The sequence below is a fragment of the Ignavibacteria bacterium genome (genome assembly GCA_016707005.1).
Taxonomy (GTDB): domain Bacteria; phylum Bacteroidota; class Ignavibacteria; order Kapaibacteriales; family Kapaibacteriaceae; genus UBA10438.
The window spans coordinates 620,040-633,872 of sequence record JADJIQ010000001.1 but is presented as its reverse complement, the minus strand read 5'-3'; the positions used below and the strand labels follow the sequence as shown (position 1 = coordinate 633,872).

General features: G+C 51.1%; 8 protein-coding genes. 2 read left to right on the top strand and 6 right to left on the bottom strand.

Annotated features, from left to right (window positions below):
• Positions 1-113: 113 nt before the first annotated feature.
• The 5 genes from IPI29_02725 to mnmA all read right to left on the bottom strand — a co-directional run bounded on the left by IPI29_02725 (position 114) and on the right by mnmA (position 9,622).
• Entirely contained in the window at positions 114-1,364 is a 1,251-nt protein-coding gene (locus IPI29_02725; GenBank protein ID MBK7411449.1) for a T9SS type A sorting domain-containing protein, read from the bottom strand.
• Between the two features lie 134 nt (positions 1,365-1,498).
• Positions 1,499-3,688, bottom strand: coding sequence for a T9SS type A sorting domain-containing protein (locus tag IPI29_02720; protein ID MBK7411448.1), 2,190 nt, complete (start codon positions 3,686-3,688; stop codon positions 1,499-1,501).
• 144 nt (positions 3,689-3,832) lie between these two features.
• Positions 3,833-6,016, bottom strand: a complete 2,184-nt coding sequence (locus tag IPI29_02715; GenBank protein MBK7411447.1) for a T9SS type A sorting domain-containing protein — start codon at positions 6,014-6,016, stop codon at positions 3,833-3,835.
• A gap of 175 nt (positions 6,017-6,191) precedes the next feature.
• Entirely contained in the window at positions 6,192-8,384 is a 2,193-nt protein-coding gene (locus IPI29_02710; protein MBK7411446.1) for a T9SS type A sorting domain-containing protein, read from the bottom strand.
• A gap of 176 nt (positions 8,385-8,560) precedes the next feature.
• Entirely contained in the window at positions 8,561-9,622 is a 1,062-nt protein-coding gene (mnmA, locus tag IPI29_02705; protein ID MBK7411445.1) for a tRNA 2-thiouridine(34) synthase MnmA, read from the bottom strand.
• A 102-nt stretch (positions 9,623-9,724) separates the two neighbouring features.
• Between mnmA and IPI29_02700 the strand changes: the two genes are divergently transcribed.
• Both IPI29_02700 and IPI29_02695 read left to right on the top strand, forming a co-directional pair.
• Positions 9,725-10,405 carry a lysophospholipid acyltransferase family protein gene (locus tag IPI29_02700; protein ID MBK7411444.1) on the top strand — a complete coding sequence of 227 codons (681 nt, stop codon included), beginning with the start codon at positions 9,725-9,727 and terminating at the stop codon, positions 10,403-10,405.
• A 30-nt stretch (positions 10,406-10,435) separates the two neighbouring features.
• Complete coding sequence (locus tag IPI29_02695; protein ID MBK7411443.1) at positions 10,436-10,756, top strand: thioredoxin family protein; 321 nt, start codon at positions 10,436-10,438, stop codon at positions 10,754-10,756.
• Between the two features lie 40 nt (positions 10,757-10,796).
• Here IPI29_02695 and IPI29_02690 read toward each other — a convergent pair whose 3' ends face one another.
• Complete coding sequence (locus IPI29_02690; GenBank protein ID MBK7411442.1) at positions 10,797-13,814, bottom strand: T9SS type A sorting domain-containing protein; 3,018 nt, start codon at positions 13,812-13,814, stop codon at positions 10,797-10,799.
• Positions 13,815-13,833 lie beyond the last annotated feature (19 nt).

The window sequence follows — 13,833 nt, the reverse complement described above, 5'->3', positions numbered from 1 at the left end:
TCTTCACCACAAAACGAAACGAGGTAATGACGATTATGACGTTATGACGCTATGACGATATGACTCTAGCACTCTAACAATCTACCACTCTAGCCATCTAACACTCTACCACTCTAACGACTAACCATCAACACCCCGCTCCCCATGTCCGAAACAACATTGTAGACACCATTCGAGAGCTCCGACGTGTTCACCACGACCCTACCGTTTTCGACCGTGTAGGAGGCTACAAGTCGTCCGCTGGCATCATACAGCCGAAGTACGGGGCTTCTGTCAGCAACCGTAATCGTAGCGCTGTTCGTTGAGGGATTGGGTGAGATGGAAAGCATTGACAAAGTGACGGAGTGACGGGATGACAATGAATCTGGGACAGATGTGGAGCCCCCTAGATCTTTGCCTCGATAGGCACCTTGCAAGGTTGAGATCATGTAGTCACGCGGACCGAGAATCACAACGTTCGTTACATCATTGAGAGGCGTGTGATCTGGTAGCGAAATGTCACGCCAGGTTGCTCCACCGTCAGTGGTGACTTTAACCCAGCCCATTTCTGCACCGATCATCCATGTAGCAGTATCTCTGATGAACACACACGTTATGTCGGCAGGAATACCTGACTGAACATCGGACCATGATACCCCACCATTGTTGGTCTTCAGGACAGTACTGTTCTTTCCCACACAAATTCCGAACTCGCGATCTACGAACATCATATCAGAAAGATCATTTGTAGTTGGAACAATTGCTCTTTGCAGTGACCTTCCTGAATCAGCAGTTCTAACAATTCCCCCACCTGTTCCATAGCAGAAGAAGAGCCCTCGATCTGTTGCGAGACAGTGTTCGACTCCGTTCCGCCCAGACCACGCACTTCCAATATTCACGTCCACATAGCTCTTGAAATCGTCTATACTGATCTTAAACCCATAGTCACCACTCATACAGGCATGACCACTATTATCTTGATCAAGTTCATACGTCTTTTCCACCTTGGTAGGGAGATCATACACAGCCCATGATCGTCCGCTATCTACGGATTCATATGCCTCATACAATGCTTCCGTTTCAAATCCATTCGTGTTTCTATATATGCCAATGCCAGAGAGAACTATCCGATCTTCATCTTGAACGTGCAAAGCAGGCAAGTATGAAGGGGCGTTCCGATCTTCGACATTAATGACCGAGCTAGACCATGTTTTACCTGTATCAAGAGAAAGGTGGACTTTGTACGGAGCATATGCCACAATCACACCATTCGTCGTGAGGGCGTATGCACCTACTTTCAACTTCAACACTTCTGTCCACTCTACCTGCGCCTGCCCCTGCGCTAAGGACACCAACAAGCACACAATAACAGCGATGACTTTCATGAATGCCCCTCTCATGGAATGCAACCCTCAGCATCGCTCTTGCCGACGCCCGCCTTCTATGTCTATTGTGGGATAATGACGATAAGGCGTTACGACTCTTCTCTAACAATCTAGCATTCTACCACTCTAACACTCTAACGATTAACCATCAACACCCCGCTCCCCGTGTCTGAAACAACATTGTAGACACCATTCGAGAGCTCCGACGTGTTCACCACGACCCTACCGTTTTCGACCGTGTAGGAGGATACAAATCGTCCGCTGGCATCATACAGCCGAAGTACGGGGCTTCTGTCAGCAACCGTAATCGTAGCGCTGTTCATAGAGGGATTGGGAGAGATCGAGAGCAATGACGAAGTGACGGCGTGACGGGATGACGTAGAATCTGGGACAGATGTGGAGCCCCCTAGATCTTTGCCTCGGAAACAGAACGCCCTACCAGATGCAAGGTATTCATGATCTCCTATGAATACGACGTTTGTGATATCAACCTTTGCCGATGTATTGGGAATAGATATATCATGCCAGGTAGCGCCTCCATCTTTGGTGGTGATAACCTTGAGATCATCCCCACCAACTAGCCATTCCGACCTAGACTTAACAAACACCGAATGAAGCTCATAGGCAGTCCCAGACGCAACCTTAGTCCATGAGATACCGGCATCTGTAGTTCTGAATATGTCACCCTGATCACCGACACACACTCCAAAGTCATCGTCGGCGAACATCATATCTCGAATTTTATCCACGGAAGGAATCTCAATCCTTTGAAGTGTGCGCCCGGAATCAGAAGAGCGATACAATGCTCTATGGCCGCCGTATGCGAAGAATAGTCTTGGAGACACTGCCAGGCAAAACTTGAGATTTAGCGCTTTTCCGTTTGGGTCGATCGCTAAGACGGAGCGCCAGGTACCGTAGTCATCTACGCTAATGGACATACCATCTCCTCCGAGCGTACAGGCGGCACCATTCCTACCAACATCAAAGGCCGTTGTTTGCGAGTTCTGTCGGGCAGGGTGCTTATACTCTCTCCATGAAGCACCATGATCTGTCGATTCAAGAGCTCGGAACTGCGAGTAGCCACTGCCATCGCCGTTGAAACCACTTTCGAAGTAGATACCTGACATGATCCATCGACCGGGTTCAACGATATCTATGTCACGGACATTAGTTGGTACCAGATCATACCTAAGGTCGATCCTTTCATTTCTCCATGTGCGTCCCGAATCATTCGTGATTTGAATACACTTCGAGGTGTAAGGTGCCAAAGGAGCACCGAAGAACGCTGTACCATCCTGCATAAGCCCACTTGCCTCAAACGTCGGAGGTCTGCTTGGAAATTGGAATACACTCTCAATCGTGCCGCTATTGCTCAGTTCGGTCAGATTCCCGGGGCTAACAAGCCACCGTCTTCCGGAAGAGTCTGTTTCAAGATCTGTGACACTTGCGCGATACTCTTTCAGGAGAGTGCTTTTCTTCCACTCCAAGATTGATTCCTTTGAAAGGGCTATCTGGCCATTATCATAGACGGCTGCGTATCGGCCGATCGAGTCACGTGAGATAAAGGCGGCAATGCGAGGCATTGGATTTTCAACTGTGCCGCGACCCACGTTTGGAGATGAATCGAGCTCAATAGAGGTCCACGCTCTTCCGCCGTCCGTAGTGATCCCAATGCCATCATATTCTCCAATGATAAAACCACTGTCGAGACTGAACATATGGCACCCGAGGAGTTGCCACGAGCTGTCACGAATACACAAACTCCATGACTGACCCTTATCATCACTGTATTGTAGCACATTCGACGTGTCGTATGAGTGTAAACGACCCGATGGAGACGACCCAATAAATCGCATGAGGGACTTGCATTCACTTGTGATGGTGGCCCACGTCACTCCGGCATCGGTCGAACGCACCATGGCTCCAGAGTCTCCGACTGCAACGATCACGGACAACGAGTCGGTCCATACCCGGTAGAGACTGGCTGTAGTAGGAGAATCAGAGAATGTCCATGTTACCCCTTGATCGGTTGAGCGCGCAATTCGTCCGTCAGCACCAACACATACAACGATCCCGGGGGCAAGACACACAACGTCATACCAATCCGACCGAAATGGGAAGTCACAACTCTTCCATATCCGCCCACCATCATCCGAACGTAGCGCCGTGGCGATTGTGCCAACCAAGATTATGGTCTTGCTACTAGGGAATGCAAGGGCCTGAACATACCCAGGACAAACTGGGAAAACCAACTTCCATTCTAGCTGCGCCTGCCCCTGCGCTAAGGACACCAACAAACACACAACAACAGCGATGACCTTCACGAAAGCCCCCTAATAGAATGCAACCCTCAGCATCGTTCTTGCCGACGCCCGCCTTCTGAGTCTATTGTGGGAATATGACGCTATGACTCTAACAATCTAACACTCTAACACTCTAACACTCTAGCACTCTACCACTCTACCTCTCTACCGATTCACCACCAACACCCCGCTCCCCGTGTCTGAAACAACATTGTAGACACCATTCGAGAGCTCCGACGTGTTCACCACGACCCTACCGTTTTCGACCGTGTAGGAGGCTACAAGTCGTCCGCTGGCATCATACAGCCGAAGTACGGGGCTTCTGTCAGCAACCGTAATCGTAGCGCTGTTCGTTGAGGGATTGGGAGCGATGGAAAGCAAGGTCGGAGTGACGGAGTGGCGGGATGACATGGAGTCTGGGATGGATGATGGGATGCCTTCCCTATACCCGCGATACACGATGCCCCGTGTAGCGATCAGGAACTCATTTTCATTGATGAACCGACAATCCGAACGATCAGATCGATATGAAGGCCATTCCGATCCTATTGCGAACCATGTGTTACCGCCGTTCTCTGTTATTAAGACCTCACTATTGCCGGTCACAAGCAACCATGACTGGCGATTCAATAGGTGCACACTCATGAGCTTGTTCTTGGTATTGATCGCCACATGCTTCCATGTTCTGCCAGCATCTACGGTCTGAATGATCACACCGCTGTCACCGACACAGATACCGAACGTGCTATCGGCAAACGACATTGCATTTAACGAGACCGATGTAGGAACAGTGATTCTCTGAAGAACACTCGACGTATCAAGTGTCCCGCAAAGCGATCCGTTAAATCCGAATGCAAAATATAGGCCACTGGTCACTGCGTAGCACCAGTTAAGTGATGCTTCTGGTCTGATCGTATCTCGATAGTAGCTCTTGAATTGATTTCCAGGCTTGATCACAGTGGTATACAATCCATTTTCATACAATGCGCAGAATTGACCGTACCTCCCAAGGTGGGCGTCTCTTACTCTACCTGGATAGCTGGGAAAATTCGGATACCCCCACGTTACTCCCGCATCGGTGGTAATGAATCGATGATAATAGGTGCGTCGAGCATCATAATCATCATGCGAGCCAACTAACAACCACGTGACAGAATCGACCTCTGCAAATTCTGTCACGTTGTGAAGCCCCGATAGAGACGTTCCTCCAACAGAGTGAACTGTCAATGATCGTCCATAATCAAATGAAGCATGAACAGACCCAACTGCATTAAACTGATCGCCAAACAGCATGTATTGAACACATGCACCCTTCTGTGTTAACAACGTAACGAAACTGGAACTTCCCCGACGAGGAAACTCGATTTTGCGCTCTACAGCGAACCAAGATGGTGGAATTAGTCCGAGCCCGCTAGGGGTTGTGGCCCATTTCTGACCCTTACTATCAACTTCGACGTCCGATAGCCATCCTACACTATTGTGACGATAGAAGTTGGAATATGTCCATTCAACCAAGGAAGTATCTGATTTCCAATATCCATCACCGTCTTTCGCTACCGTTATTGTTCTGTCTTCATTGAGGATTGTCACGACCTTAAAGAAGCGGGCCGGGAGACTGTGAATTTGGATGCCAGTGCTTTTTTCGGGGACGTGTGAAGTCCAGGAGGTGCCTCCGTTCGTTGTAAGTGCAACGCCTAAAAACATGCCGACAGCTATTCCACTATCCTGACTTACCATGATAAGCCCTGCTACACGCCACGATGAATCGCGCGATGCCGCCGACCAAGACACGCCTCTATCATCACTGTAGATGATCGCTCCGGTCGTATCAAACCCTATGAGTCTCCCCGTTGGAGAGCTTGTCAATGCGGGAATTGCTCCCGTAGCAGGACTCACAACTGCTTCCCAAGATTGCCCAGCATCCGTAGATCGCACGATTGCACCATTGTCACCGGTTGCAACAACCAGCTGATTCCGATCTGTCCAGATATGATACAGATCTGAATTCGTTGGCCCTTTATCAAACGACCACGTTACTCCGGCATCGGTAGATCGAGCTACCTTGCCTTGATCACCAACGGCAACAACGACATCCCCCGATATGGCTGATACATCAAACCACTGAGAGTTGGACGGGAATCTCAAAGTCGTCCACGTTGTGCCTACATCAGTCGAGCGAATGCCAAAAGAATCCACGCCAACAGCAATGAAGGTAGTACTGTCTATGATCGCGGTGGCCAGCAGAGCGCCATTCATCATCGGCATGATCTTTTGGAGCTGCCACTCCACCTGCGCCTGCCCCTGCGCAATGGACACGAGTAGGCAGACAATAACGGCAATGATCTTCATATTCGCCCCTCGTTTGTATCAAGACCCTCAGCACCGCTCTTGCCGACGCAACCCACCTCTACCTATTGTGTCAGCTATGACATATGACGTTATGACGACTATGACTCTTCTCTAACAATCTACCAATCTACCAATCTAGCATTCTAACAATCTACCACTCTACCACTCTACCTCTCTACCGATTCACCATCAACACCCCGCTCCCCGTGTCTGAAACAACATTGTAGACCCCATTCGAGAGCTCCGACGTGTTCACCACGACCCTACCGTTTTCGACCGTGTAGGAGGCTACAAGTCGTCCGCTGGCATCATACAGCCGAAGTACGGGGCTTCTGTCGGCAACCGTAATCGTAGCGCTGTTCGTAGAGGGATTGGGAGCGATGGAAAGCAAGGTCGGAGTGACGGAGTGGCGGGATGACATGGAGTCATCAAGGTTGGATGTAGTTCCACTGAGCTTTCCGTGATAGACATATTCATTGGATGATACAAGGAACTCGGATGTATTGATGACTATGCAGTTATCAATGGTCCATGGTAGCATACTTCCGGGAATAGATACATCGAGCCATGATGTTCCACCATCCGTTGTAAATAGAATGTTTCCATTCCCGCTGGCGACCAACCAGGTTAAGCGATCAAGCACATTGACCCTGAAAAGACCTTTCGTGTCAAGACTCTTAACCATTTCCCATGTTAATCCAGCATTTATTGTTCTGAATACCGACCCCCTATTGTCAACACAAATTCCATAATCTCGGTCAGCAAATGACATATGCTGTACTTTCTCAGCATTGGGGATACGTTGCTTTTCCATCATGCCTGCGGTATCGTTTGTCCTGAACAACGTGCCTGCTGATCCAAATGCAAAAAAGAGGTCCGCGTCTACGGAATGGCATCCGAATACCTGCTCATCCGTGTATGGCAACTGTCTTTCGTGAGTTTGAAGTGTGTCTGAATTCACTTGATTGACGGTGCTGAACGTTGATCCATCGTAGAAGCTAAAGTGTCCAGAGAGACTGGCATGGGATGAGTACATCCGTTCGATATATCTCGTCATCCGAACTGCACTCCACGTGTTTCCAGCATCAGATGTTCGATAGAGTCGTTGATAGCCTCTGTTGTGAAGCCTATCTTCTTCATACCCAACAATGAGCCAAGAGTCTTTACCGATTGCACTTAGCTCACTGACTGCAACCAAAGGATTTACGTTCGGTCCTTCAACAGGACGTAGTTGAACTGAAAGCCCTAGGTCTTCAGAAACTTGCAACACTGGTCTCGTGATCCAAAAGTCATCATACTTCTGATAAGAATACGAGGCCACTATCCCCTCCCGGGTCAACAGACTCTTACAACCTTGTCGATGGGTGAATGGTAGAAGGAAACCATTAAACAAAGGGACATTGTCAAGAGAAGTGACTGACATTAACTCGTTGTCTGTAGTTACCCAAAGATGTCCACGACGGTCAACCTCAAGATCATGGACCTGGGTCCGTCTGTTCGAACCCTGGATCAGCCCCTTCTGCCATCGAGTGAATGTGGTATCAGATACAACGGACTCTCCCCAGATCGTAATCACTGTTGCTGTTCTGTCTGCGTTGCTATAGAGGAGTGACCTTGCGAAGCGCGTAGGTGGCGCGTACATTTTAACTGCGGAGTCTGGTTGAAGTTCGACAGTCTTCCAAGTAGCTCCCCCGTCTGACGTAGTGGACACGCCTTTGAACATTCCAACCGCCAAACCAGTATCAGTACTGATCATGGTCATTCCGGTGATCCGCCATGAAGTGTCGCGAATTGCAGTCGACCATGTTGTACCCTTATCATCGCTATAGATGATGGCTCCTGTAGTATCATATCCAAGGAGCCTGCCCGATGGAGACATTGTTAATGCAGGTATCGCACCAGTAACATGGCTTTCTACAGGCTCCCACAAGCGTCCTGCATCAATAGATCGAACGATTCGCCCTGAATCGCCCGTGGCAACGATTGTCTGATCGTAATCCGTCCAAATGTGATAGAGATCCACGTCCAAGGATATCTTCTCAAATCTCCAGGACAACCCAGCATCGTTAGATCGAGCAATGTTGCCTCGATTACCAACGGCAACCACGACGCCACTAGCCAGACTTACAACATCGAACCAGTGTGTACCTGATGGGAATCTACATGTTGTCCATGTCACTCCACGATCGCTTGTCCGCACAGCTGCCGAATCTGCTCCCACTACAATGAACGTTGAACTGTCGATCACTGCAGTAGCTCGTGCTACACCCATCATCATTGGGCTTATGGGTCGCCATGATACTGATACCTGTGCCTGCCCATTAAGAATGGCGGCTAGCAGGCAGACAATAACGGCAATGATCTTCATATTCGCCCCTCGTTTGTATCAAGACCCTCAGCACCGCTCTTGCCGACGCCCGCCTTCTAAGTCTAGTGTGGGAATATGACGATATGACGCTATGACGTTATGACTCTTCTCTAACAATCTACCACTCTACCAATCTCTGACACATTAGCACATTAGCACATTAGCACATTAGCACATTAACGTATGATCCCGCCCCCTACCACATCATCATCCTCATACATGACAACGCTTTGACCGCGGGCAATGGCTTTGCGGGGTTCGTCGAAGGTGACGTGGAGGATGCCGTCGGCATCGGTGTGACATGTGGCGGGAGCGCCTTCGTCCTTGTAGCGGACCTTGACGATGAACCGACGTGGGTCGTTGAGGTCTGCGTACTTCTGGAGGTTGACGTGGTGGGCCGTAAGTGAGATTGCGTCGAGCTTGTCGGCAGTGCCGAGCTCAACGATGTTCTCCGATGGCAGGACGTTGAGGACGAAGAGCGGGTCGGGGTTGCTTACACCAAGGCCTTTGCGTTGACCGATGGTGTAGAATGGATACCCGTCGTGCTGACCGATCACTTCGCCGTCCATCACGATGTTGCCCTTGCCAACACGTTGGTCGAGATCGGGTACGGCGTCCTTGAGGAACCTGCGGTAGTCGTTGTCAGGAATGAAGCAGATCTCGTACGACTCAGGCTTGTTCTGTAGGGAGAGGTTTAATCTCTCACCTTCACTGCGCGACTGTGGCTTGGTGAATCCGGCCAGTGGGAAGATGGTGCGCGCAAGATGTTCCTGACGTACGCTCCACAACATGTAGGACTGGTCCTTCTTTGCATCCGGACTTCTTCTTATCCACCGTCTGCCGCTCTGCTCATCGAACATGATGCTGGCATAGTGTCCGGTGGCGATATACTTTGCCCCCAAGGAATCTGCCTTGCGCAGCATCTCGCCCCATTTGATCTCGCGATTACACCGCACACACGGGTTGGGTGTGTTGCCCGCCAAGTAGTCCTCGACGAAGTAGTCGATGATCTTCTCTTTAAAGGTCTCGGTGAAATCCACCGTGTAGTGTGGCACTCCAAGATTCAAGGCAACCCTGCGCGCGTCATTGATACCATCGAGGGAACAGCATGTGGAATCGTTGCCCACATTGCCCCCTACATCTTCGTATTTGTAGGTCTTGATGGTGATGCCGATCACGTCATAACCCTGCTCTACGAGTAGGCCGGTTGCAACACTGCTGTCAACTCCGCCGGACATTCCAACGATAACGCGATTTGGATTTCGTTCCACTGTGGTAGCTTTCGGGAAAGCACAAAAGTAATGATGTCTGAACCGTTCATCCCTGCCCGACCCGATCCAGTGAGCAAAGCTTTCTGGGGCTACTACTTTGAGCGGTCGCTCAAACGTACCTTCGAACACTGTCTCGTAGCTGGAGAAGAGCACCTGGCACCGATCATGGAAAGGGGCTCCTCAGCCCCCTGCCCAACGATCATCGTCAGTACTCATGGGTCGTGGTGGGACGCTGTGGTTACCATCGTGATGTCTCTGAGACGGTATCGTTTGGATGCCGACGGGATGATGGAGTACCGCCAGTTGACGAAATACCGGTTCTTTTCACGCATTGGCATGTTCAGCGTTGTCCGCGAAGATCCACGCAGCGCCGTTCGGTCTCTTCACTACGCTGCCGACAGACTTCGCAACACGGATCGCGCACTCTGGATGTTCCCGCAAGGAACCCTCATCCACCAAGACCTTCCCGTGGTCGCCGAACCCGGCATCGGTATCCTCGTCCGCAAACTTGGCCGCGTCCGCATCCAGCCCCTTTCCATTCGCTATGAATTGCTGAGAAACAAGAAACCCACGTGCTGGGCCCTCTTCGGATCCCCCTTCATCGCGGAATGGAACTCCCACTCCTCCGTGTCCGAGATCTCAACAGACGTTTCCAATGCTCTCAACGATCTTTCGTCGGTCAACCGCCAAAACGCACAGGCAGAGGACCACTCGGGCTATGTGTCGATGTTTAACTCCGTATCTCCGTAACCCCGTAACCTCGTAACCCCGTAACCTCGTATGAGCATTACCCAACCCAACGCTGAAGAATTTCGCCCCCTCATCGAATCAACGGACAAGGTGATCGTCAAGTTCTATGCCGACTGGTGTGGGTCGTGCAAGCTGTTCGCACCGGTGTATTCGCGCTTGAGCAATGATGAACGATTTACGGCCATCACATTCCTTGACGTAAACGCCGAAACGAATCCTGAAGCACGAGTGCTTGCGGGTGTTGACAACCTACCGTTCTTTGCAACGTTCAACAACGGCACACTCGTCGAAGGTATGGCCACGGCGAGGAAGGAAGCGGTTGAGGGGATGCTCAACCGACTCCTTCAATGAACGTGGTGTGAATTGCGACTACGCGAAACGCGTGCGTGCATCAATCACGTAGGAGACGTGCCATCCACACAGATGAACCTGCGGTGAGGCGGACGATGTACGTTCCGCGGGCGATGGAAGCAAGATCGAGTCGGAACTCGTTCGCACCGTCAGCTACCGGCATGGAGTAGACGAGCTGACCCGTGATGCTGATCACATCGAGTGTGCGAGATGCAACAACAGGCATAGTGATCATGGCAACATCACTACTCGGGTTCGGACTGATGCCAATGGCACGTCCGGCAGCAACATCTTCTTCCACACTCATCGGATCATACGTAAAGGTGTAACTGTTCGATGTGCTCGTACAATTCTGATTGTTCTCAACACGCACGGTATACAAACCGCTGATCTGGGTTACATGATCGCGCAGGGTTGCACCGGGAATGTCAACTCCATCGCGCGCCCACTGGAATTTGGTGATCCCGCCCACTGCCGAAGAACGCAAGGTGTCCTTTCCACGCTGAGAGACAAGGGGCTTTGATGGTGATGCCAAGAAGGTGATGGACGTTGGAGCCGATGTTGCACGGCAGCCACTGTTGTCTTCGACACTTACCGTGTATGAGCCTGTCTGGGCGATGGAGCGGAAAACAACGCGACGTGTTGTGTCGCCACTCGACCAGCGATACGAAGCATATCCCGTAGATGCTTCGAGAACAACAGAATCACCCACACATGCCGTGGTTGGCGTGACCTTGGTGATGGTTGGTGTGGTTGCTGTGCACTGACGCACGTCGATCTCCCAGATGCCTCTGCCGTAGGTGGACACGCGGAGAATGTTCGATGTTGGAATGAGCCTCATTGCACTGATAAGTGCTGCCGGCATACCAGTGCCGTATGGCTGCCAGAAGCCGGAGCCTTCATCGGAGAAGAACACACCGAGATCAGTTCCGGCATAAAGTCTGTTTGTCGTGCCCCTTTGGTAGACAACCGAATTACATGGCACGTTTGGCAAACCGGTTCCGGTGACGTTTGTAACAGTTCCGTTGGATACCTGCAGGACCTTTTGTCCGCCCGAATAGCCCCCTATTGCAATAAAGATCTTCTTTGGATCTGTAGGATGAACTTCTACACCCATGATCACACCGGAGATTCCTGTCTGCTGTGTCCAATTCGTCCCGCCATCAGTTGTATACCAGAGAGCGGTGTTATAGGCCGCGTATATGTGTCGGGAGTCTGACGGTGCAACGGCGATCCACCTGCACGGTACACTGGTGGGGTTGTTTGAGATCCTTGTCCAGAATGATCCGCCGGTTGTTGTTTTGTATACCTGTGAATATCCGATATAGGCAACGTTCTGATTAGTTGGATCTGCAGCGATCGGCGAGACCCACGCAGCCATAGACTCTCCGCGTTGTTGCCTGCTCGATGAGAAGATCCAGTTATTTCCTTGGTTTGTAGAACGGAAGAACGTGCCGTTGTATTGACTTCCGTAGAGGAGTTGCGGGTCGATGTAGTCGATGGCCGCCATCATTCCATCACCATCCAGCGAGTGAACAAAGGTTGAACCGTTGTTCTTCGATAGCGCTGTTCCGTTATCCTGTGAACCGGAGATGGTGATACTCGGATTGATGTTCGAGGTAGCGAGTCCATAATACTGCTGAATGCGCAGTCCATTACTCGCATCGCGCCACGAGATCCCTTGGTCTGTAGAGCGTGCAATTCCGCCATCATGTGCGGCGAACAACTTGTTCTGTGTTGGATGGAATTTGAAGTAGTGATGATCAGCATGTACCCACGGGGCTCCATCACCCGTCCAATGCGCAGAAAGGATCCAGGTGTTACCGTTTGTGGTGGTACGCCAAACGTTGATTCCACCAACGAAGATGTGGTTGGCATTGGTTGGCGAGATCTCCATGGCGAGGTCGTAGAAACCTTGGCCGCCATTGCCCTGACCACTCGCATTCCAATGCAGGAGGTTAAGTGTTGTTGTGAGTTTTTCAAAGCTTGTACCGGCATCTGTTGACTTATAGACACCTTCCAAGCCGTTGCCCTCAGCGTCACCATTGAAGCGATACGCACGCGAGGCAACAGCACCAACAACGTTTCCGTTGGCCTTTGTAACGGCAAGTCGAATACGATTGGCTTCGGCGATCGTTCTCGTCTGCGTCCAGCTCACGCCATTGTCTGTAGAACGAAAGATGCCGGCATTCCCGGATTCGGAGAACGTGGTGGAATACAGGACGTCCGGGTTCGCCGGATTTCCGATGAGATCACGAAACACGCCACCCTGCGCACGGATCCACGAAGCACCGCCATTTGATGAGCGCATTACACCACCATAGGTAGCAGCTACCACAATACTTGTATCACGTGGGTCGAGCCAGAGTCTGGCTACAAGTGAGCCTTGTGAAGGATCATAGGAAAGACCTGTTTGTGCCCATGTAACTCCGCCGTCTGTGCTCTTGATCACACCATAGGTGAATGACGGATACCCGGTGAAGTCACCGAAGATGGCCGCGTCGGCATCACCCGTTGCAACGAAGATCACCTTATCATCCTGGGCAGAGATCGCAATGTCGCTCACACCAACAACCGGAATGATCGAGATATTCACCGCTGTCCAGTTCGAGCCGCCGTCTGTGCTTTTCCAAAGTCCACCGGAGGCCGCGCCTGCATAGACCAGATTAGGATTCTGTCTGGAGAATTCAACCACATTCACCCGTCCGATGCCATTCCATTGCGCACTTTGACCCGGCAGATCCGGAGCGGTTGGGCCCAGTTCCTTCCAGGTCTTTGGTGCCTGTACGTTCTCAACACGCTTTGCACGCTGGAGCTTTGCCAGTTCCTGCTGATAGTGTGCCGGGGTTGGGAAGGATCCATCTTCGGTGAGCCTCCCCTGCCAGAACCACTCCCAGCGTCGGAATTGCTTATTGATCTTGACCGATCCGTCTGGGCCGGTCTTTTCAAGGGCCTGCTGCATCCGAGCGCGAGTACGTTCAAAGACCGTACTATCAGCCCCATAGAAGAGCGTGACGGATGTGGTGAGGACGAGGAGAAGTGCAAGGGTACGTTTCATGCTGCGGTAAACACTGGTC